This is a genomic window from Arthrobacter terricola, from assembly GCF_004354015.1.
GTDB lineage: Bacteria > Actinomycetota > Actinomycetes > Actinomycetales > Micrococcaceae > Arthrobacter > Arthrobacter terricola.
Genome location: NZ_SMRU01000009.1, coordinates 126,934 through 147,823, shown reverse-complemented (window position 1 = coordinate 147,823; position 20,890 = coordinate 126,934). Strand labels below are relative to the sequence as shown.

At 62.8% G+C, this 20,890-nt stretch carries 20 protein-coding genes; 1 reads left to right on the top strand and 19 read right to left on the bottom strand.

Features of this window, described 5'->3' with window-relative positions; all coding sequences use genetic code 11:
- Positions 1-130: 130 nt before the first annotated feature.
- The 14 genes from E1809_RS09680 to E1809_RS09615 form a co-directional block, all read right to left on the bottom strand.
- A complete protein-coding gene (locus E1809_RS09680) occupies positions 131-2,620 on the bottom strand; it encodes a bifunctional lysylphosphatidylglycerol flippase/synthetase MprF (RefSeq protein ID WP_133204049.1) in 2,490 nt (829 codons plus the stop codon).
- Between the two features lie 68 nt (positions 2,621-2,688).
- Positions 2,689-3,894: an alpha/beta hydrolase gene (locus E1809_RS09675; protein WP_235835527.1), complete on the bottom strand. Its 1,206-nt coding sequence runs from the start codon at positions 3,892-3,894 to the stop codon at positions 2,689-2,691.
- A gap of 71 nt (positions 3,895-3,965) precedes the next feature.
- On the bottom strand, positions 3,966-4,397 hold the full coding sequence (locus tag E1809_RS09670; RefSeq protein WP_133204017.1) for a DUF2550 domain-containing protein: 432 nt from the start codon (positions 4,395-4,397) through the stop codon (positions 3,966-3,968).
- A 10-nt stretch (positions 4,398-4,407) separates the two neighbouring features.
- Positions 4,408-4,692 carry a F0F1 ATP synthase subunit epsilon gene (locus E1809_RS09665; RefSeq protein WP_133204016.1) on the bottom strand — a complete coding sequence of 95 codons (285 nt, stop codon included), beginning with the start codon at positions 4,690-4,692 and terminating at the stop codon, positions 4,408-4,410.
- 1 nt (position 4,693) lies between these two features.
- Entirely contained in the window at positions 4,694-6,145 is a 1,452-nt protein-coding gene (gene atpD / locus E1809_RS09660) for a F0F1 ATP synthase subunit beta (protein WP_133204015.1), read from the bottom strand.
- Positions 6,146-6,231: 86 nt separating this feature from the next.
- On the bottom strand, positions 6,232-7,119 hold the full coding sequence (locus E1809_RS09655) for a F0F1 ATP synthase subunit gamma (protein ID WP_133204014.1): 888 nt from the start codon (positions 7,117-7,119) through the stop codon (positions 6,232-6,234).
- A 92-nt stretch (positions 7,120-7,211) separates the two neighbouring features.
- Positions 7,212-8,849, bottom strand: a complete 1,638-nt coding sequence (gene atpA, locus E1809_RS09650) for a F0F1 ATP synthase subunit alpha (protein ID WP_133204048.1) — start codon at positions 8,847-8,849, stop codon at positions 7,212-7,214.
- Between the two features lie 82 nt (positions 8,850-8,931).
- Entirely contained in the window at positions 8,932-9,759 is an 828-nt protein-coding gene (locus E1809_RS09645; protein WP_133204013.1) for a F0F1 ATP synthase subunit delta, read from the bottom strand.
- Positions 9,759-10,319, bottom strand: coding sequence for a F0F1 ATP synthase subunit B (locus tag E1809_RS09640; RefSeq protein ID WP_133204012.1), 561 nt, complete (start codon positions 10,317-10,319; stop codon positions 9,759-9,761). The genes E1809_RS09645 and E1809_RS09640 overlap by 1 nt, the downstream gene beginning before the upstream one ends.
- A 53-nt stretch (positions 10,320-10,372) precedes the next feature.
- Positions 10,373-10,591, bottom strand: coding sequence for an ATP synthase F0 subunit C (gene atpE / locus E1809_RS09635; RefSeq protein WP_028264751.1), 219 nt, complete (start codon positions 10,589-10,591; stop codon positions 10,373-10,375).
- A gap of 79 nt (positions 10,592-10,670) precedes the next feature.
- Positions 10,671-11,471, bottom strand: coding sequence for a F0F1 ATP synthase subunit A (atpB, locus tag E1809_RS09630; RefSeq protein ID WP_133204011.1), 801 nt, complete (start codon positions 11,469-11,471; stop codon positions 10,671-10,673).
- A gap of 81 nt (positions 11,472-11,552) precedes the next feature.
- Complete coding sequence (locus E1809_RS27385; protein ID WP_133204047.1) at positions 11,553-11,867, bottom strand: AtpZ/AtpI family protein; 315 nt, start codon at positions 11,865-11,867, stop codon at positions 11,553-11,555.
- Between the two features lie 10 nt (positions 11,868-11,877).
- A complete protein-coding gene (locus E1809_RS09620) occupies positions 11,878-12,366 on the bottom strand; it encodes a hypothetical protein (protein ID WP_133204010.1) in 489 nt (162 codons plus the stop codon).
- A 144-nt stretch (positions 12,367-12,510) separates the two neighbouring features.
- On the bottom strand, positions 12,511-13,620 hold the full coding sequence (locus E1809_RS09615) for an MraY family glycosyltransferase (protein WP_133204009.1): 1,110 nt from the start codon (positions 13,618-13,620) through the stop codon (positions 12,511-12,513).
- Between the two features lie 213 nt (positions 13,621-13,833).
- Here E1809_RS09615 and E1809_RS09610 point away from each other — a divergent pair, with 213 nt between their 5' ends.
- A complete protein-coding gene (locus tag E1809_RS09610; RefSeq protein ID WP_133204008.1) occupies positions 13,834-14,730 on the top strand; it encodes a glycosyltransferase in 897 nt (298 codons plus the stop codon).
- Positions 14,731-14,776: 46 nt separating this feature from the next.
- On the opposite strand, the gene E1809_RS09605 is transcribed toward E1809_RS09610, so the two are convergent.
- From E1809_RS09605 to rho, 5 genes are all read right to left on the bottom strand, one after another.
- Positions 14,777-15,553 carry a WecB/TagA/CpsF family glycosyltransferase gene (locus E1809_RS09605; protein ID WP_133204007.1) on the bottom strand — a complete coding sequence of 259 codons (777 nt, stop codon included), beginning with the start codon at positions 15,551-15,553 and terminating at the stop codon, positions 14,777-14,779.
- On the bottom strand, positions 15,550-16,347 hold the full coding sequence (locus E1809_RS09600; RefSeq protein ID WP_133204006.1) for an L-threonylcarbamoyladenylate synthase: 798 nt from the start codon (positions 16,345-16,347) through the stop codon (positions 15,550-15,552). Before E1809_RS09600 ends, E1809_RS09605 begins: the two co-directional genes overlap by 4 nt.
- Positions 16,348-16,359: 12 nt before the next feature.
- Positions 16,360-17,232: a peptide chain release factor N(5)-glutamine methyltransferase gene (gene prmC / locus E1809_RS09595; RefSeq protein ID WP_133204005.1), complete on the bottom strand. Its 873-nt coding sequence runs from the start codon at positions 17,230-17,232 to the stop codon at positions 16,360-16,362.
- A gap of 14 nt (positions 17,233-17,246) precedes the next feature.
- Positions 17,247-18,320, bottom strand: coding sequence for a peptide chain release factor 1 (prfA, locus tag E1809_RS09590; RefSeq protein WP_133204004.1), 1,074 nt, complete (start codon positions 18,318-18,320; stop codon positions 17,247-17,249).
- A 253-nt stretch (positions 18,321-18,573) separates the two neighbouring features.
- Positions 18,574-20,670 (bottom strand): transcription termination factor Rho, encoded by a 2,097-nt coding sequence (gene rho, locus E1809_RS09585; RefSeq protein ID WP_133204003.1) that lies wholly within the window; start codon positions 20,668-20,670, stop codon positions 18,574-18,576.
- Positions 20,671-20,890: the final 220 nt, after the last annotated feature.

The window sequence follows — 20,890 nt, the reverse complement described above, 5'->3', positions numbered from 1 at the left end:
AAGGGGTTCCGCGCAGGCCGCGGGACCCCTTTTCCTGTATTTCGCAAGAGTTTCTTATTCGGAGGAAACTAATGGCGCTTTTGACGTCTTAAAGCGCGAATATTACAACAGCTGAGCGTCTGTTGCCTGCTTAGGCAACGAGTGTCCGGAGTAGCCTGGCAGTTTGGCGAACAGACAAGCCTGGCAAATATGCGCGGCTTAATGCGGCCCCGATCGCCGGAATCTCCAAGCTGTCCTGGTAGTACATGTACAACGTCCTGTACTCGGGCTGGAACCTGGATTTAAAGCGGGCCAAAGATCGGAAACCATAGACGGGCTCCAACGTCCTGCCGACCAGATCGAGGATATCGGCGAGACCTGCTTCCCCGCCGTGCGATTCATCGGGCTCGGCGGCCAAGGGAGAGCCGGAGAGGGATATGACCTCCACGTCGTGCCGCAACTCCTGTACGGCCGAGGCAATCATGAACTCCATGAGCCCCGGAAAGGCGTCACTGCGCCGCCTCATGAAGTCCAACGTCCAGCTGACCACCTTGCCCTCGCGGAAGACCGGCAACCAACTGGTCACACCATAGACGAACCCCTTGCCGTCCACGGCGACGCAGCACAAAACATCGTCATCCATGAGCTCGTCGAGCGAACCCAAGGTGAAGCCCATTTCCGGCACCTTTTTCCGTGCGGCCCACTCCTCGGAAACCTCCCCGAGCTGGGAACGTACATGCTGCGGGAATTCGGAGTATCGTCCCCAGCGGGCTTCGACGCCGGCCTTGACCGCCCGGTTCCTTGCCGTTCGCACGTTTTGCCACGCCTTGCCCGTGAATTCCAGGCCCCGGACAAATAGCCTGGTTTCCTGGGCGACGGCGATGCGGCGGAATCCCGCGCTCCTGAGCATGGGCCACAATTCCTCGGTGCATGAATAGAGGCACGGCACCAATGCATGGTCCGCGCAATAGTCGAGGAATCCTTCAGTTGCGGTGCTGGAGTGGCGAAGGTCGCCGAAAGGTCCGGACAAGGTCAATGCGACATTTCCGTGTTGCTGGTAGGCAATGCCGGCATCCCCGTTGGGAGTGAACCAGAACTTGTTGGGCTCCCACAGCGCCATCCACGAAAGCGATCCTCCGCCTTTCCTCACCAAGTCCCTGGCCAAGAAGCGCGCGGGGTCATCTCCACCAGGACCATGCTGCCGCTTGAGCAGCAACGTCCACACAGTGGCAAGGGCAACCAGCCAGAAAACAATCCCTGACCAGGCGAACAAGATCGATTCCACGGCACTCCGCGCGGCGAATACCCGGCCAAACGTGGCGGGAATCGGCAACGGCAAATATTGCCGGACGAGTTCGCCAGCGAGACCCAGTACTCCCCCGTCATGGGCCGGACCCCCGGCGCCGAGCCAGGCTCCCGTATAGGCGCTGGCCAGGACCAGCCACGTCGCTCCAACGAGCCACGCCATCTTCCGTCGAAGCGGCGTCCTTGAGCCGACCACGAAATTTCCGCGGAACAGGAAAAGCAGGACAGCGAGGACCAGCGGCACAAGCACCAGGGTAAGGATGTGGAAGACTGCGGGTCCCATCAGTACCGTCCGGCCGCGACCTGGAAAATGCGGAATGCTGGCGAACAGGACCAAATAGGCGAAGGATAAGGCAACGACCCCGAGTTGAACCGCGATCGCGATCTTCAAAGCCAGGCGCCTTCCTTGGCGCATGCCTACTGCACAAATCAGGAGCAGCAGCGCGGGAACCACCGCGAGGGCAACACCTGCCGGCCCGGGATAGCCTTGACGGCCGAGTTCGAGGCACCGGATATCAACGGTCCCGCCGCAATTCGCCTGCAGCTGCGTGAGCGTGGGCACGGGGTTCAAGACCATTTCCCGGAGCAGCGCCAAAGGTCCTGCCGGACTCCGTACTGCACCGGCCACAAGGGGCCCGACGCCGAAAATCGCCACCATGAGCGAGAGCAGGTTCCGCGTTTCGCGCCTCGTCGCGCGATGGCTTGGTTGGATGCCTTGTCCGAATTGGAGCCAAAGGCCGGAACCAAGGCCCAGGAGTGCTCCGGCCAGCGCCATGACGGCCGAGGGATCGCCCACGTACAGGACCAGCAGGACGGCAAGCGAAACCACAGTTGCCCTGAGGCGTCGACGCCACAGAGTGGGCAGGAGTCCGCTGGCTGCCATCGAGACGAAGAGGATCGCGGGCAGCGGCCCGGAAGTCTTGGCATCCATCATGCGCCCAAGCCAGCCGTCGTCGCCGTACGCGGCAATTTGGACCACCAGCAGGAAGACCGTCACAGTGGCGAACTGGCCGCCAAGGAATCCCACTGCGGTACGGAACCAGCCGAGTTTCCGCTCGGACGAACCGAGGAGGACCAGAAGCAGGAGCGCGCTCAGGACATAATCAGCCGGATTGGCGGCAAAGACGAGGGACGTCCAGATGGTCCACCAGTCCCCCGCTTTCAAGCCGCCACCGCTCACGCTGGCAAGGTGACGCAGCGCGTCCGGTCCCGCCACATCGGCGTCGAAGATCGCTGGCGAAAGGAGATAGAGGGCGAGGACGGCTACCGTGAACGGAATCGCTCCGATGTGGGTCGCGACCTTCTCAAGGAACACCCGGCCAAACGCTGCCAGCATTTTTCGGGCAGGCTTCGCGTCCGCGCGGGTTTCCGACTGTTCCTGCTGCCGCTGTGCTTCATCGATGCTCATTGCTTCAGTCCCCATCGCGGGGCAAGGAACTCCATTGCCGACGGAAGCTCCTGCACGGCGACAGCCCAGGAATGGCCGGCCCCTGTTACCGAAGACTGCCTGAGTTCAAAGCCCGAAGCGCGTGCGGATACGGCAAGTTCGTCGGCGAAACGGCCGAATTCTGAATCTGAAGCACCAACCGCGATGAAGCCTGCGTGACCCGTGTAATTCCGCTGCTTCATGTTCGTCAAGGGAGTCAGTGCTTCGAAAGCCACGCTATCTCCCCCGAATGCCGTCGCAATGGTCCGTGTGCGGTCCGGTCCGAGCGAGGGTTCGCGTTCCCCCGAGAAGGCGATGAAAGAGGAATAAGTGTCCGGGTGCAGCGTGGTCATCTGCATCGCACAGGTCGCACCAAAGGAAAAGCCACCGACCGCCCACCTCGTCGGATCCGCAGACACCCCCAGCGTCGCAGAAATCCAACGGGGAACGTCGACTGAAAGGTACGTGTCCGCTTGGGCGATCCGGCTGTCCATGCACATGGTATTTGCGGTATCGGAACCATTCGGATCGACCACCACCACAACGGGCGCCCGGCCTCCATGCTTGGCCGCAAACGTATTCATGGTTGGTTCGAGGAGTCCGCCCGTCAGCCAATCAGCAGGACGGCCGGGTTGCCCGGCGAAAAGGACGAGCAAGGGTAAACCGACCCGTTCGGAGGAAAGGTACGCCGGTGGCAAATAGATGAAGGCATCTTGCGCCTTGAAACCTGAACTCGTTCCAGGGATCGTTGCCCTACGAACCAGGCCCTCAGTGGGCATGGGTCCCGAAAAGGCTCCTGCGGCGCTTTTCGTCAAGACGTCCTCAAGCTGGGGAATGCGGCCAACTTCATGTCCTAAGAGGTCCGACACCGTGTGGTTCAAACCAAAATAGCTGTTGATCTGCAACGAGCACGCAAGAAGGACAGCAAGAAGGGAGACTCCGGATGCGGCGTTCGCGCGCCAGGAAGAGCCCTGAATCCGGAAAAGGAAAAGAAACAATGCCGCGACGGCCAGCACAGACCACGCCAGCACGTCCAAGGGAAGGTCTTCGGGAAAGACAAGGAGCACGTTGACCAGCAACCAGTGGGCGATGGAGACAACCACGAATGCTAAGGCCAGAGCGAGGACAATCAACAGCAGCCAACTCCAGCGCCGCCGGAAAAGAAGGAAAGTGCCGCCCAACACGCCGGCGACTAAAAGAGTCCAAAAAAGGGGCCCGTCAACCAGGCTCAGTTTGTTGAAGGAGTCCACCGGGGTCAGCGCCAGGTGCCGACGCCCACCACAGGGCCGGCTTCAAGCCAGGAAGACAGCCCGGCATAGGCCTCGAACCTCATCGCCAACATGAACGACTGCCCCTCGTGCTGCAGTTCCACTACCACGACGTCGGGCTGGAGCCGTGTCCGTTCTTCTTCGGTGGGCTTCCTGCGGCCAAGGAGCTCGAGGGAACTTCGGCGGAAGCTGTGCCTCGGCCTGAAGCTGAGGGAAAGGAGCCGGAACCATTCCAGCTCCGTGTCCTGATAACGACAAACCCCCATCCGCCAGCTGTTTCCAGCCATGCAAATGGAGGCGTCGACCGTGCCGAGGGCGCGCCGCAGGTTGAAGCGGCGCACCCCTACAAGGCACAGTGTAAGAATCAGCAACGCAAACGCCGTTGCCAGGGCGATGAACGGAAAAACAGAATCGTCCATCAAGGTCTTGCTATCGGATCCCCGCAGTTGCTGCTTCACCCAGTTGGGCGTTGTCAGCCACGATCACCACGCGGTTGTCGTCGACGGAGAAGAATCCGCCGTCCACAACAACCGCAAGGCGTTCTCCGGAAACCGGCTCGATGGCCAGCTCGCCCGCAGCCAGAATGGCCAGGAGCGGCGAGTGGCCCGGCAGGATCCCGATCTCACCATCGCTGGTGCGGGCCTTGACCATCTTGGCCGCACCGGACCACACGAAGTGGTCCGCCGCGACAATCTCAACCTCGAGCTCAGCCATGCTACTTGGTCTGTTCCTGGATCTTGGCCCACTGGCGCTCGACGTCGTCCAGGCCACCGACGTTGAAGAACGCCTGCTCTGCGATGTGGTCGAGTTCGCCGTCGCAGATCGCGGTGAAGCCTTCCACGGTGTCCTTGATGGACACGGTGGAACCCTCGACGCCGGTGAACTGCTTGGCCGTGTAGGTGTTCTGGGACAGGAACTGCTGGATGCGGCGTGCGCGGGACACGACGATCTTGTCTTCTTCCGACAGTTCGTCAACGCCGAGGATGGCGATGATGTCTTGGAGTTCCTTGTTCTTCTGCAGGATCTGCTTCACACGGACAGCCGTGTTGTAGTGGTCCTTGCCGATGTACTGGGGGTCCAGGATGCGGGAGGTCGACGTCAGCGGGTCAACGGCCGGGTACAGACCACGGGACGCGATTTCACGGGAAAGTTCCGTGGTGGCGTCGAGGTGTGCGAAGGTCGTTGCCGGAGCCGGGTCGGTGTAGTCGTCAGCAGGGACGTAAATGGCCTGCATGGACGTGATCGAGTGGCCCTTGGTGGAGGTGATGCGCTCCTGCAGGAGGCCCATCTCGTCGGCGAGGTTCGGCTGGTAGCCAACGGCGGACGGCATGCGGCCGAGCAGCGTGGAGACCTCGGAACCGGCCTGGGTGAAGCGGAAGATGTTGTCGATGAAGAGCAACACGTCCTGGTTCTGAACGTCGCGGAAGTACTCTGCCATGGTCAGGGCGGAGAGGGCGACGCGCAGACGCGTTCCCGGCGGCTCGTCCATCTGGCCGAACACCAAAGCGGTGTCCTTCAGAACGCCTGCTTCTTCCATTTCGACCCAGAGGTCGTTGCCCTCACGGGTACGCTCGCCGACACCGGCGAAGACGGAAGTACCACCGAAGTTGCGGGCAACACGGGTGATCATTTCCTGGATCAGAACGGTCTTGCCGACGCCGGCGCCACCGAACAGACCGATCTTTCCACCCTTGATGTACGGGGTGAGGAGGTCGATGACCTTGATACCGGTCTCGAGCATCTCCGTGGAGCCCTCGAGGCTTGCGAAGGACGGAGCCTTGCGGTGGATCGGCCAGTGGTCGTCAGCCTGGATCTCCGACTCGGCAACATCCAGCGGCTTGCCGAGGACGTTGAAGATGTGGCCCTTGACGCCGTCGCCGACGGGGACGGAGATGGGGGCACCGGAGTCCTTGACAGACGTTCCACGGACGAGGCCGTCGGTTGCCTGCAGGGAGATGGCGCGAACGAGGTTGTCGCCAAGGTGCTGCGACGTCTCGAACGTGATGGTCTTGGTTTCACCGTTGAGGGTTACCTCGGTGGTGAGCGCGTTGTAGATCTCGGGGATTGCGTCGGCCGGGAATTCGACGTCGACAACCGGGCCAATGACACGGGCAATGCGGCCGGTGGCACCGGCCGTGGCTACGTGCTCGGTAGCGGTGGCAGTCATCTCTCTCACTTCACTCAGTAGATGGCGTGGGGTTAAGTTTATCTATGTGGTGCAGGTGCCGCTTGCGCCGGACCATGCACCGGCGATTACGCGTTCAGCGCGTCGGCGCCGGCCACGATCTCGGAAAGCTCCTGCGTGATCTCGGCCTGGCGGGCCGTGTTGCGCAGACGCGTGTACTTCTTGATCAGTTCCGTCGCGTTGTCGCCCGCGGACTTCATGGCGCGCTGACGGGCTGCGAGCTCGGAAGCCGCTGCCTGAAGCATTGCCGCGAAGATGCGCGATTCGATGTAACGCGGAAGCAGGGCGTCAAGAACTTGCTCCGCCTCCGGCTCGAACTCGTACAACGGCAGGAGCTCGGATTCGGTGACTGCCTGCTCTTCAACCTCGAGCGGCAGCAAGCGGATGACCGTGGGCTCCTGGGTCACCATTGACTTGAAACGGGTGTAGACGACGTGGATCTCGTCCACGCCACCATCGACGAAGTCATTGGCGAACTCTTCGAGGAGGGCCGCACCGATTTCCCTGGCGGTCGCGAACTCGGGCGCATCGGTTCCACCGGTCCACACACGGGCGTAGTCACGTCCGCGGAACTCGAAGTAAGCCTGTGCCTTGCGTCCGACCAGGTAGGTCTTGACTTCCTTGCCCTCTGCGCGGAGGAGTTCGTTGAGTCCTTCGGCCTGCTTGAGCACGCTCGCGGAGTAGGAACCGGCAAGGCCGCGGTCAGAGGTGATGACCAGGACAGCGGCACGGCGGATCTGCTCCGGCTCGGTGACCAGCGGGTGATCGATTTCGTTCTGGCTTGCGACAGCAGAAACGGCACGGGTAATCGCGTTTGCATAGGGCAGCGAAGCTGCCACGCGGGCGCGGGCCTTACCAATGCGCGAGGTAGCGATCAGCTCCATCGCCTTGAAGATCTTGCGCATCGACGTCGTCGAGCTGATCTTCTGGCGGTAGACCCGGATCTGGGCTCCCATACATTTCCTTTCCTAAGATCCCGGAGGATCCGGGCTAAGGCTTTGGCGAGGGCCCCGTGCCTGCGTAGCTACGCAGGCACGGGGCCAAGGCCCTAGCGCTTCTGCTTGACGATCTTTTCCTGGTCGACCGAGCCGCCGGCGATCGCTTCGTGCTCTTCGTGGCCGGCTCCAACCAGGCGGTTGTCACCTTCCCCGAAGAAACCCTTCTTGAAGGAAACGATTGCGGTCTTCAGGGCCTCAAGGGTGTCGTCGTCCAGCACGTTCGTCTGTGCAAGCGTCGTCAGGATGGAGGACGTGTGCTTCAAGTGCTCAAGGAACTCGGCTTCGAAGCGGTTGATGTCCTCAACAGGAACGTCGTCGAGGTAGCCGTTGGTACCTGCCCAGATGGACACGACCTGGTCCTCGACCGGGAACGGCGAGTACTGGCCCTGCTTGAGCAGCTCCATGAGGCGGGCACCACGGGTCAGCTGCTGGCGGGAAGCGGCGTCCAGGTCCGAGGCGAACATGGCAAATGCCTGCATGTCGCGGTACTGGGCCAGGTCCAGCTTCAACGTACCGGAGACCTTCTTCATGGACTTGACCTGGGCTGCACCACCAACGCGGGAAACCGAGACACCAACGTCAACAGCAGGACGCTGGTTGGCGTTGAAGAGGTCCGACTGCAGGAAGATCTGGCCGTCGGTGATGGAGATGACGTTGGTCGGGATGTACGCCGAAACGTCGTTGGCCTTGGTTTCGACGATCGGGAGACCGGTCATCGAGCCTGCGCCCAGTTCGTCGGAGAGCTTGGCACAACGCTCAAGCAGACGGGAGTGCAAGTAGAAAACGTCACCCGGGTAGGCTTCGCGTCCCGGCGGACGGCGGAGCAGCAGGGACACTGCACGGTAAGCTTCAGCCTGCTTGGACAGGTCATCGAAGATCACCAGGACGTGCTTTCCGCCGTACATCCAGTGCTGGCCAATGGCCGAACCTGCGTAGGGAGCCAAGTACTTGAAGCCGGCGGGGTCGGATGCCGGGGAAGCCACGATGGTGGTGTACTCAAGCGCGCCGTGGTCTTCCAGAGTCTGGCGGACAGCCGCGATCGTGGAAGCCTTCTGGCCGACGCCAACGTAGACGCAACGGACCTGCTTGTTCACATCGCCGGAAGCCCAGTTGGCCTTCTGGTTGATGATGGTGTCCACGGCGATGGCCGTCTTACCGGTCTGGCGGTCACCGATGATCAGCTGACGCTGGCCGCGGCCGATCGGAATCATGGCGTCAATGGCCTTGAGGCCAGTCTGCATGGGTTCGTGAACCGACTTGCGCTGCGTCACGCCCGGAGCCTGGAGCTCCAATGCTCGGGTGGTCTCGGCCTTGATCTCGCCGAGGTCGTCAATCGGTTGACCGAGGGGGTCAACAACACGGCCCAGGAAGGCGTCGCCTACCGGGACGGACAGGATTTCACCCGTGCGGTGAACTTCCTGGCCTTCTTCGATGCCGGTGAAGTCACCGAGGACGATGACACCGATTTCGCGGACGTCAAGGTTCTGGGCGAGGCCCAAGGTGCCGTCTTCGAAGCGAAGCAGCTCGTTCGCCATGACCGAGGGAAGGCCCTCAACACGGGCGATGCCGTCACTTGCGGCGGTCACGCGGCCGACCTCTACGCGCTCTGCGTTTCCGGGTTCGTAGGACGCCGCGAACTCGTTCAGCGCATTACGGACGTCGTCGGCGTTGATGGTCAATTCGGCCATCTGCAGTCCCTGCTCTCCTGTTTCGTGATCATCGTTGCTCACGATGACCGGGTTTTGTATCAGTTAAGTTGTGCTTGTCTGGCTAGCCAGCGAGTTGCCGACGGAGCTCGGACAGTCGGGCCACGACGGAAGCGTCAAGCACTTCGTCCCCAACCTGGACCCGAATTCCGCCGATCAACGTCGGATCAACGGTGGCGTTGACCTTCAATTCGCGGCCGTAGAGGGCGTTAAGCCCTGCCTGCAGACGGCTGGCTTGCGCTTCCGTCAATGGACGGGTAACGCTGACAGTTGCGATCCAGCGGTGCTGGCGCTTGGCTGCAAGCTTGGCGAAGTTCTCGACGAGCTTGCTCGGCTTGATGCCGCGCGGCTCCGAGACTGCCTGGCCGATGAGCAGGAGGGCTTCCGGGCTTGCGCCGGGTACCAGCCTCTCCGCCAGGTTGACCTTGGCCGCGGCACTTGCTTGCGACTCTCCCAGGGCACGTTGTACTTCGTGGCTGGAAGCAACGGCCTGGTTGAAAGCAAACAGATCGTTTTCCAGCTCTTCCAGCCCCGTGATTCCGGAGGCAGAAACGGCCGACTTGTTTTCAGCCACGGCAATGACCACCGTGGCGGCAAGAGTCTCGAGTGCATCGCCGATATCGCGTGCGGACGCCCAGCGCGAGCCGGCCAATCCACTCGCGATTTCCGCAGCATCAGCGGAGACTTTCCCGCTAAACAACTGCCTGACCAGCGCCGACTTTTCTTCTCCGCTGCGGGAAGGGTCAGTCAGGGCGCGGCGCAAGCCAGCCGAGCTGTCCACCGTTCCCAGGATTCCGAAGAGGTCCTTAGCCAACTGCAGCGAGGCCAGCGGAAGCTTGGCTTCCAGCTGCTCCAACGCATTGGTCAGCGATTCGCTCGATACACCTGCCATTACTTAGCTGCACCTGCGCTCTGGGTCTCCAGATCTGCCAGGAAACGGTCCACCACTCGGGCTGCGCGCTCGTCATCGCTGAGCGTTTCGCCAACGATGCGCTCGGCCAGGGTGGTGGCCAAGGTGCCTACCTCGGAACGCAGGGAAACAACGGCTGCCTGGCGCTCCGACTCAATCTGGGCGTGAGCCTGCTCGGTGATGCGGGCCGACTCGGCTGCTGCCTTGCTCTTCAGGTCCGCAAGGATCTGGGCACCTTCGGCGCGTGCTTCCTCGCGGATGCGGTTGGCCTCGGCGCGGGCGTCGTGGAGCTGCTGCTTGTACTCTTCAAGAGCAGCAGAAGCTTCCGCCTGGGCCTTTTCGGCTTTGGCAATGCCGCCCTCGATCGCCTCGGCACGCTCGGCGAAGGTCTTCTCGAACATCGGGACAACAAACTTGACCACGATGAAATAGAGGACCGCGAAGCCGGCGAGGACGACGCCCATTTCCCAAAGGTTGGGAACGAGCGGATTAGCCGACTCGGCGGCGCCTTGAGCGGCGGCTGAGATGATCTGCTGATTCATGTTTCACCCGTCCTTATCTACTCGGTTCTGAATGTTCGCTTGTTCTTAGCGGTTTACTTGAGAACGAAAGCGAAGACAAGGCCGAGGATCGCGAGGGCTTCAGTCAGGGCCAGACCAAGGAACGCGATCGGCTGAAGCACGCGCTGTGCTTCCGGCTGACGTGCAACACCGTTGATGTAAGCAGCAAAGACGAGACCCACACCGATACCACCGCCGATTGCGGAGAGACCGTAGCCAATGAGGTTAAGGGAGCCGTTGATGTCGCCGTTCATTGTTTTCCTTTCAAGATGCCGCGTTCGCGGCAGGTTGTTTGGTTTGCTTCATCCCCCGAAGGGGAAGATTGAGGGATGCCTAGTGGCTGTCGGCGTGGAGTGCGCCTTCGATGTAGATCGCGGTCAGCAAGGTGAAGACGTAAGCCTGCAGCACCATGATCAGGGCCTCAAGCATGTACATCGCGATGGCGCCCGCAAGGACCAGGACGGAAGCGCCTTTCAGGAGGAAGTTTTCCTGCATCACGAGGAACTCGATGCCCGATCCGGCGATCATCACGATGAGGTGGCCTGCCAGCATGGTGGCGAACAGACGGAGGCTGTGCGTGACCGGACGGACCAGGAAGTTGGAAATGATTTCGATCGGGATGACGATCGGCAGGATGTAAACGGGAACACCAGAGGGTACGGTGGCGAGCTTGAAGTAGCGCAGACCGTTCTTCTTGATGCCAATCCCGATCCAGGTGACGTAGACGAGGACGGCCAACACGTAGGCTCCGCCGACGTGCGAGAAGCTTGGCAGCTGGATCAGCGGGATCGCGCCGTAGATGTTGTTCACCAGGATGAAGAAGAACAGGCTGAACAGCAGCGGAACGTACTTCATGAAGTCGCGGCCGCCGATGATGTCCTTGGCGATGCTGTTACGGACGAAGCCGTAAGCCATCTCGCCTGCGAACTGCAGCTTGCCGGGAACGAGCTGGCGCTTGCGTGCGGCCAGGACGAAGAAGGTGGCGATAATAACGACCGAAAGGATGACAAGCAGCATCTGCTTGGAGAATCCTTCGGACGCACCCCAAGGCAGGATTGCCGGCAGGTGCAATTGGTCGATTCCGGGAGGAGTGAAGGTCCCTGAATCCTGGGCCGGGAGCGCAAGCGCGATCAACGCGTTTCCTCTCTGCAGTGTCCATCATTGGGCGTTGTTGAGGATCCAGCCGCGTTCTCTGCAGCCTTTTCCCGTGTGAAATTATTTGGCATTACTGTCCCCGTCGTCGGACGGTCCGCTGTCTGCTGCGCTTCCACCAGATGAAGTCCGCTGGCTGGTGAGGCCGTGCATATGGGAAAGATAGAACCCCCCTGTGGCTCCAAGCAGAGCGCCAAGGAGCACAATCCAGCGGGTCCCCCACAGATAATCCAGACCCCAGCCTATCAAACTCCAGACTATGATTCCGCCAATTATGTAGCTGAAGACGGCTATTCCGGCGTTGTATCCGCCGTCGCCTCCGTCACGTTCAACCTCAGTGGAATCGCCGGAATGCCGGGACTTGCGGGGGGTGGGCATACCGTCGTCTTTACGGGCGGACATCGGAGTCCCCCTTACCGGACGCGGGGTCGTTGTAGATCTGCAGGCGCGCCTTGCTGAAGCCGTAAATTTCGGCCGCTTGCCAGAAGACGACGGTGACGACGGCGCCGATCACGAACCAGCGGCCGTGCAGCCAGGCGGGGGCGCCCATCACGAACAGCACTACCGCGAAACCGACTACCTTGACAAAGTAGGTGGCGACAAAGAGGCCGACCGCGCCGGAAGGATTGCCTCGGCCGACGAAGTGGCCGATCAGCAGGCTGATCGCGAAGAACACCATCACGAGCACACCGCCGAAAGCGGCCGACAAGGCACCGACTCCGCCGTTCATGGCCGCGGCGATGACGCCGGTAACAACCAGGGCGAGGATGGCCGCCGTCGAACTCATGAACAGGAGCCGCAGCCACAAGGAAGGTGTGGAGCGGTCGACAGCAACGCCGCGGGAGTCGGACTGCTGTCCGCCGGCGTTGGAAGTCATGGGGATGCCGATCGTCGTGGCGGTGACGCCAAATTCTCAAAAGGGTGGGTGCGCGGGCGAGTGACTGTCCGCCCTAAAATTCTACATGAGATAGAACTGTGATGTTAACGCCCTTGTCACACATTGACTACAGCCGTATTGAGGCTATCGGGCTTCGCGCCCTTTACGGACCATGTACGGCCATGCCGTGACCCCGGCCATGATGAGGGCCGCAACGATGTCCACGGTGAGGACGAATTGCCACTTGAAGATCGCGAAGGCCAAGCCGCCGAACGCGAGGATACACGTCCAGACGTACATCATGAGCACCGCTGTCCGGTGGGTGTGCCCCAACTCGATGAGCTTGTGGTGCAGGTGGCCGCGGTCGGCCGACCATGGCGATTGTCCACGCGCTGTCCTGCGTAACACGGCCAGCCCAAGATCCAGGAGCGGAAGCGAAAGGATCGCGAAAGGAAGCAGGATGGGCACGATCGTCGGTATACCGTTGGCGCGGTCGTAAAGGCCCGAACTGATCTGGCCAGTGGCAACGACGCCAGCGGAAGCCATGACGAGTCCCAGGAGCATGGCGCCGGAGTCGCCCATGAAGATCTTCGCGGGAAACCAGTTGTGGGGCAGGAAACCGATGCAGCAGCCCACGATGATGGCCATCAGGAGGGCCGCGAGGTCCGAGCGGTCAGTCAGGACGGCATTGCGGTGGACCCAGTACGCGGTCAGAAAGAAGGCAACCGCACCGATGGCGGCGACGCCGGCTGCCAGGCCGTCGAGGCCGTCGATGAAATTGACGGCGTTCATGGTTGTCACAATGGCAAGTGCCGTCAGGACGATCCGGAGCGGCTCCGATTCGATGCGGATGGGCTCAGGGACAAACGGAATGACTGACATCTGCACGCCCCAGACAGCGACGACCGTCCCCGCCGTGCATTGCCCGATCAGCTTGATCCACCACTTGATGTCCATGATGTCGTCGGCAACGCCCACCGCGACGATGACGAACGCTCCCGCGAGGATCCCCCAGGGCCCGCTGTTGTTGTGGAAGATGTCCTTGACGAAGAACGAGTTGTTGGCCACGACAAGCGCCACTGCGAACCCCGCGAAGAGCCCGAGGCCGCCAAGGCGGGAGATTGGTACCGAATGCATGTCACGGCTGCGGATCGGGGCGAAAAGCCGCAGCTTGTTCCCCATCTGGCGCGCTATCCACGTCGCAAGGTACGACACGATGGCAGCCGTGAGCATCATGAGCGAGTACATGATCACGTGGCGGCTCCTGGTTGCGGTGGTGGATGGATTTGGCCCTGGCGACTAGCTACCGGCACAAACCCGCAGGCACCCCTGCGCACCGCCGAATGTTGCTGTACTACAGTTGGACTCTGTCAAGATACTAGCGGCTACGGCAGCATTGCTCCGTTTCACGCGCCCCTAGGGCGAGCCGGGGAATCCCCACCCGCTGCTGCCCGGAAGGAACCCTACATGACTGTCTCCGTTGCCGTTGCGGCCGTGACTTTTGACCGCCCCGGAGAGCTTGGAGTCCTGCTCGACGCCGTCAACAAGCAGTCGATTCCGGTTGACACTGTATGCCTCGTGGACAGCGGGACGACGCCCTCCAAGGAGGTTGCCGCAAGCCATCCGAATGTCGACTACGTGCGCTCCGAAGCAAACCTCGGAGGCGCCGGAGGCTTCGCACTCGCGATCCTGAAGGCGGTGGCGAGCGGCGCCGAATGGGTATGGATCATGGACGATGACGCCGAGCCGGGCGACCCCGAGTGCCTGGAAACCCTGGTCCGCGAAGCCGAAGCCCGAGGCTTGGATGCTGTGGTTCCGCTCGTGGTGGCACCTGGTCACCCGGACAAACTGTCGTTCTTCTTCCGGATCGACGGCAAGGTGACCCACGACCGCGCCGAGGTCGAAAAAGCCGGGTTCCTGCCCGACGTCGGGCACTTCTTCAACGGTGCGCTCATCCGTTCCAGCGTCTTCTTCAAAGTGGGCGTACCCGACATCCGGCTGTTCATCCGCGGCGACGAGGTGGATTTCATGATCCGCTTGAGGAAAGCCGGGATTCGCTTCGGCACGGTCGCGACGGCGTGGATTACGCACCCGCACGCGTTTTCGGAAACGAAGCACGTTTTTGGCGCCCGCTGGCACGTGATCGTGCCGGATTCCGCGTTCAAGCGGCATTTCTACTACCGCAACCGTGGCTATCTGATCCGCCGCTACCGCCGCGGCAAGTCCATGGTGGCCGACGTCGGCGGGTACTTGGGCTACTTCCTCCCCCGCGGCGACTTCCGCGGGCTCGCGGAATGGTTCCGCGCGTTCTCAGCGGGACTGCGGAACAAGGGGTTCGGGCCGTTGGAGGACCAGAAGTTCTAGGGCCGGCGCTTGGGTTGTTGGTGCCTGGGTTGTTGCCGGAGTCCTGTCAGCGTGACGCTTTGCCGGAGAAGCGCCGACGGACCAACAGCCCGAGCAGGACCCATGGCTCCCCGAAGACTCTGTACGCGACGCGTCCGGGGTGAAGGACGAGCCTCCAGGCCCATTCGAGCCCCAGCCGGCCAAGCCAGCGCGGAGCAAGCTTCTGCAGGCCGGCTAGCTGCTCGATGGCTCCTCCCACGGTGCAGTACACCGCCGGCGGCAGTTCCTCCAGGCGACGGTGGAGGACCGATTCCTGCAGCGGCATGCCCAAGCCGAGGAGGACCAATTGGGGGCGGAATTCCGACAACCATTCAACGGTGGCCTCTTCGCCGGCATCGTCCCAGTTCTCACCGGGCCTGCCGACAACTTCGGCGCCGGAGACGATCCCGCGGAGCCGTTCAACCGTCCGGGCGTTGGCCTCCGGACCGGCCCCAACGACGGCGATCCGGTCCAGCCCGTCGACACCGCCCAGCGAGGGCACCCAGTCGGTGGACCCCAAGCGGTATTCCATGATGCCGGGCCCGGAGCTGCGCGTTGAACCGTGGCCGAGCCCCCACAGCATCGCAACAGGTGCACCGTCCAAAAGGACGACGTCTCCGCGTTCATAGAGCTTGCGGAACTCCGCACGCGAATGGAACAGGGTCACGCTGTGGAGGTTGTGGCCCAGGACCAGCCGGGTGGTTCCGTCGGAGACGAACCCGCTGATGGCTTCGATGAGTTGATCGGTGCAAAGCGCGGTGACATCGACGTCCAGGAGGGGAACGCGATCACGGACCAGGCTCATTCGGCCCTGGTCTCGCCGGAAACCGGAGCTTCGGTGGCACCGGGTGCTTCAACCGGTTCTGCCAGCCCAGCCGCCGGCTCAGAGGGCTCGGCGGCCGCGGGCTCAGGCTCTGCCGGCGCAGCCGCAGACTCAGTCTCCCCCAGGCCTAGGACTCCGGGAACCACCTCGCGGAGGCGTTCAAGCGAAATGGCGCCATCGCGCACCACCCGCAGCGGCGACGCCGTGGCATCGACGATGGTGGATGGCACGGAGTCGGTGCCCACGAGGGGACGGAATCCGCCCTCAAGGTAAACCTCCACCGACTCGGCAAGCTGCGTCCGTGCTTCGGCAGCGGTCTGGGCGGCGGGCTGCCCTGTGCGGTTCGCCGAGGAAACGGCGAGGGGCCCCGTCCGGTTGAGGAGTTCCAGGGCGACTTCGTCGTCCGGCATCCGAAGCGCGACGGTCCCGCGGGTATCGCCCAGGTCCCAATCCAAGGATGGCTGGGCGTGGAAAATCAGCGTCAGGCCGCCGGGCCAGAACGAGTCGGCGAGCTTGCGTGCGTCTTCCGAAACCTCGGTTGCCAGGCCGTCCAAGGCATTGAGCCGAGGGATGAGGACCGGCGGCGGCATGTGGCGACCGCGGCCCTTCGAAACAAGCAGCATGGTGACGGCCTGGGGCGAAAACGCATCCGCCGCGATGCCGTACACCGTGTCCGTCGGCATGACGATGCATTTCTTTTCGTTGATGGCGCGCTGCGCGTGCTCGAGGCCTTCGGCGCGCTGTTCCTCTGAAGTGCAGTTGTAGCTTGTGGTCACAACGCTATTCTTTCATTCCTCTGGGCCCGCAATTGCCAACACTGCGCTCGTGGCCCGTTCCTTGCCGTTGAGGTCGACGTGCGTCGTGACGTCTGTCCAGCAACCGGCAGCGCGTAGATGGTCCGCAATCCAGCCCGCCTGGACTTCGGCGTGTTCCATCACGAAGTAGCCGCCCGGCTTCAAGAGCCGGGCAGCCGAGGCGGCGGCCGCCGTCGGGAGCTCCATGCCGTCCGCTCCCCCGCCGTACAAGGCTTCGGGCGGATCGTGGAGCGCGACTTCGGGTTCGTTGGGGATGGCTTCTGCGGGAATGTATGGCGGATTGGAGACGACGACGTCGAAGGTTGCGTCGTGTTCGGGCAGTGCGTTGCGCAGGTCCCCGTGGACGAGCTTCACACCCAGGGGCTGCAGGTTCCGTGCTGCCCAAGCGTGGGCAAAGTCGCTGAACTCGACAGCGTAAACGTCAGCTTCGGGAACTTCGTGGGCAATCGAACCGGCGATTGCCCCGGATCCTGTGCCGAGATCAACCACTTTCGGGTGCGGATGCCCGCGAAGGTGGTCAATGACCAATTGCACAACCGATTCCGTCTCGGGACGCGGAATGAAAACCCCCGGTCCGACGGCCAGCGTCAGGTAGCGGAAGTGGGCGACGCCGGTGATGTGCTGGAGCGGAACGCGCTGTGCACGTTCCGCCACCAGGTCACCGTAGCCGTCCGGGGCCGCTGAATCCCCGAGCAGCATGGCCCGCAAGCGGCCAAGGCCCACGCCGAGGAGGTGCTCAGCCAGGAGTTCGGCATCCACCCGCGGGGTGGGTACTCCGGCGTCGGCCAGGATGGTGGTTGCCTCCCGGACGGCGTCCGCGAGGCTTTGTCCAGGAAAGAAGCTCATGGCGGTCCCGGCGACTATTCGCCGAGCGCATCCAGGCGGGCTTGCTCGTCCATCTCGATGGCCGACTGGATGACCGGTTCCAGGTCGCCGTTCATGACGGCGTCCAGGTTGTAGGCCTTGTAACCCGTGCGGTGGTCGGCGATCCGGTTTTCCGGGAAGTTGTACGTGCGGATGCGCTCCGAACGGTCCATCGTACGGATCTGCGACTTGCGCTGGGCCGAGTTTTCGGCGTCGATCTGTTCCTGCTGGTGGGCCAGGATGCGGGCGCGCAGGACGCGCATGCCGGCTTCCCTGTTCTGCAGCTGGGACTTCTCGTTCTGCATGGCCACCACGATGCCCGTGGGAAGGTGGGTAATGCGAACAGCGGAGTCGGTAGTGTTCACCGACTGGCCGCCAGGACCGGAAGACCGGTAAACGTCGATCTTGAGGTCGTTCTGGTTGATTTCGAGCTCTTCGGGCTCGTCAACCTCGGGGAGCACCAGGACACCGGCCGCCGAAGTGTGGATACGGCCCTGCGACTCGGTGACGGGAACACGCTGGACGCGGTGCACGCCGCCTTCGAACTTCAAACGGGCGTACACGCCTTCGGCGGGATCGTTCGAATTGCCCTTGACGGCCATCTGGACGTCCTTGTAGCCGCCCAGGTCCGATTCAGTGGCGGAAATGAGTTCGGTCTTCCAGCCCCGCGACTCGGCATAACGCATGTACATACGCAGGAGGTCGCCGGCGAACAGCGCGGCTTCGTCGCCGCCTTCACCGCCCTTGACTTCAAGGATGACGTTACGGGCGTCGTCAGGATCCCTCGGAATCAACAAACGGCGCAGCTTTTCCTGAGCCGCAGGCAATTGTTCCTCGATGTCCCCCACTTCAGCAGCAAAGTCGGGGTCCTCAGCAGCCATCTCCTTGGCCGCATCAAGATCGTCCATGAGCCCGCGCCAACGATTGTACGCCTCCACGATGCCCTGCAACTGCGCAGAACGCCGCCCCAGCTTCCGGGCCAAGGACTGGTCGGCATAAACGGCAGGATCACTCAACTGCGCCTGGATAGCAGCATGCTCATCAAGCAATCCCTGTACGGACTCAAACATTTCAAACCTCTTTCGACTTGTGACCAAGTCTAGTTGCGCCTACGAATTCAACCATGTGCCAGGCCTCGGGAGGCCAAGCGTTTGGTGACCCGACCGCGCCGCGCGGAATTCCCGCCCCGGGAGTGGCATCGGGCCTGCCGGAGCGTGGCGGCTCAAGTCCAAAGGACCTGAGCCGCCACGCGAAGGGGCGGGGGCGGGAATTCCGCGCGGCCCAAGCCGCAGAGAACTCACCGACACCCCGCCCCTAAAACAGCTATTTGTCGTTGTCCGACTTAGCCCCAAGAGTCGTCTTCTGCACCTGCATGAGGAACTCGACGTTGCTCCCGGTTTCCCGGATCTTGTTGGTCAACAGTTCGAGGCTCTGCTGGGTTTCAAGGCCGGAGAGGACCCTGCGCAGCTTCCACATGATCTTGACTTCCTCAGCCGAAAGCAGGTTCTCTTCGCGGCGCGTACCGGAGGCGTTGACGTCCACGGCCGGGAAGATGCGCTTGTCCGCGAGCTGGCGGGACAGGCGCAGTTCCATGTTGCCGGTGCCCTTGAACTCTTCGAAGATGACTTCGTCCATCTTGGAGCCGGTCTCGACGAGCGCGGTGGCCAGGATGGTGAGTGAGCCGCCGTTTTCGATGTTGCGGGCGGCACCGAAGAAGCGCTTGGGCGGGTAGAGGGCTGCGGAGTCCACACCACCGGACAGGATGCGGCCGGAGGCCGGCGCTGCCAGGTTGTAGGCACGGCCCAGGCGGGTCATGGAGTCCAGGAGGACCACCACGTCCATGCCCATTTCCACGAGGCGCTTGGCGCGTTCGATGGAAAGTTCGGCAACCGTGGTGTGGTCATCGGCAGGACGGTCGAAGGTGGAGGCAATGACCTCGCCCTTGACGGTGCGCTGCATGTCCGTGACTTCTTCGGGGCGTTCGTCAACCAGCACCATCATGAGGTGCACCTCAGGGTTGTTGGTGGTGATCGCGTTGGCGATGGACTGCAGGATGAGCGTCTTGCCGGCCTTGGGCGGGGAGACGATCAGGCCGCGCTGGCCCTTGCCGATCGGGGCCACGAGGTCGATGACGCGGGGGCCGATCTTCTTGGGGTCCGTTTCGAGGCGCAGGCGCTCGGACGGGTACAGCGGGACGAGCTTGGCGAATTCAACGCGGTCCCTGAGCTCTTCCGGAGTCTTGCCGTTCACCGACGTGACGCGGACGAGGGCGTTGAACTTCTGGCGGGAGTTCTGCTGGTTGCGGTCTTCGCCGTCCCGCGGTGCGCGGATTGCGCCGACGACGGCGTCACCCTTGCGAAGGTTGTACTTCTTCACCTGGGCGAGGGACACGTAGACGTCGTTCGCGCCCGGAAGGTAGCCCGAGGTGCGGATGAACGCGTAGTTCTCGAGAACGTCCAGGATGCCGGCGACGGGCAGCAGGACGTCGTCTTCGGTGATCTCGACGTCTTCGACGTCGGGGCCCTGGCCGCGTCCACGGCGACGCTCGTTGCGGTCGCGGAAACGGTCGCTGCGGGTGTTTCCGTCGCGGTTGTCCTGCGTACCTGGGCGCTCGTTGCGGTCGCGACGGTTGCGGCGGTTACGGCGGTTGCCTGTCTCGTCGCCTTCGTCTTCGCGGCGCGGACGCGTGTTGTCGCGGCGTTCCCGCTGTGCGGGTTCCGGCGCTTCGACGAGTGCCTGCTCGCCTTGGCGGGACTGGGCCTGACGAGATTCGGCCTGACGGCCTTCGCCCTGGCGCTGTCCAGCCTGGCGTGGCTCCGCCTGGGGCTGTTCAGCCTGGCTCGGTTCGGCCTGCGGCTGCTCGGCAGCGCGGGATTCGCCGGTTTCGACGGCCTCTGCCACGGTTTCACCACGACGACGGTTCCGTGTGCGGGGCTGGCGGCGTTCGGTAGCGGTTTCGCTTGCCTCGGCCGGAGCAGCTGCGGGAGTTTCGACGGCGGCGGGGGCCTCGGCGGTTTCTGTCTGGGCCGGGGTGGCTACTACGCCGTCGCTGGTCGCGCGACGGCTGCGTCCGCGGGTGCGGGGGCGCGTGCCTTCCTGCGCAGCGGCTTCGCTGGACGGAGCCTCGGTGGCCTCCGCGGCAGGCGTTGCTGCTGCGGATTTGGCGGCCGCAGCCCTTGCGGGAGCCTTGGCCGGTGCCTTGGTAGTTGTGGCACCCGCACGATGGGCTGAAATGGCCGAAACCAAGTCCCCCTTGCGCATGCGGGATCCCCCCGAAATACCCAGCTGGCTGGCAAGTGCCTGGAGCTGCGCGAGCTTGAGGCCTGCGAGGCCGCTGCTCTTGGCGGTTGCGGCCGTTGACGACTCGTCCGCAGAAGATGTTGTGTCCACAGCTGAAGCCAGCTCAGTGGTTTCTGTCACGAAGGATCCTTCCCCCTCGACGGCGTCCAGATCTGGAGCTAGACGCGATGATTTGTTCTGGACTGCAGTTCAGATCTGCAGCCGTGTGTTGTCGGTCTTGCCGGTGTAGTTTCAGCAGGCCCGGATACTGATGCGTCTTCGTTGCTCCGGCTGGCGGGGCGTGGGCGGACGGTCCAGGAAACAGAAAGGGTTCTGCGGCACCTGCGACAGGCCGATAAGG

Bases quoted from the DNA above. Each gene is read 5' to 3' on its own strand.
- prmC (WP_133204005.1), bottom strand. From the start codon at position 17,232: ATGAGCTTCTTTCCTGGACAAAGCCTCGCGGACGCCGTCCGGGAGGCA.
- atpE (WP_028264751.1), bottom strand. From the start codon at position 10,591: ATGAACGGCGACATCAACGGCTCCCTTAACCTCATTGGCTACGGTCTC.
- E1809_RS09645 (WP_133204013.1), bottom strand. From the start codon at position 9,759: ATGGCAGGTGTATCGAGCGAATCGCTGACCAATGCGTTGGAGCAGCTG.
- atpD (WP_133204015.1), bottom strand. From the start codon at position 6,145: ATGACTGCCACCGCTACCGAGCACGTAGCCACGGCCGGTGCCACCGGC.
- E1809_RS09670 (WP_133204017.1), bottom strand. From the start codon at position 4,397: ATGGACGATTCTGTTTTTCCGTTCATCGCCCTGGCAACGGCGTTTGCG.
- E1809_RS09610 (WP_133204008.1), top strand. From the start codon at position 13,834: ATGACTGTCTCCGTTGCCGTTGCGGCCGTGACTTTTGACCGCCCCGGA.
- E1809_RS09655 (WP_133204014.1), bottom strand. From the start codon at position 7,119: ATGGGAGCCCAGATCCGGGTCTACCGCCAGAAGATCAGCTCGACGACG.
- E1809_RS09620 (WP_133204010.1), bottom strand. From the start codon at position 12,366: ATGACTTCCAACGCCGGCGGACAGCAGTCCGACTCCCGCGGCGTTGCT.
- E1809_RS09665 (WP_133204016.1), bottom strand. From the start codon at position 4,692: ATGGCTGAGCTCGAGGTTGAGATTGTCGCGGCGGACCACTTCGTGTGG.
- E1809_RS09640 (WP_133204012.1), bottom strand. From the start codon at position 10,319: ATGAATCAGCAGATCATCTCAGCCGCCGCTCAAGGCGCCGCCGAGTCG.
- E1809_RS09680 (WP_133204049.1), bottom strand. From the start codon at position 2,620: ATGCTGGCAGCGTTTGGCCGGGTGTTCCTTGAGAAGGTCGCGACCCAC.
- E1809_RS27385 (WP_133204047.1), bottom strand. From the start codon at position 11,867: ATGCCCACCCCCCGCAAGTCCCGGCATTCCGGCGATTCCACTGAGGTT.
- E1809_RS09605 (WP_133204007.1), bottom strand. From the start codon at position 15,553: ATGAGCCTGGTCCGTGATCGCGTTCCCCTCCTGGACGTCGATGTCACC.
- prfA (WP_133204004.1), bottom strand. From the start codon at position 18,320: ATGTTTGAGTCCGTACAGGGATTGCTTGATGAGCATGCTGCTATCCAG.
- atpA (WP_133204048.1), bottom strand. From the start codon at position 8,849: ATGGCCGAATTGACCATCAACGCCGACGACGTCCGTAATGCGCTGAAC.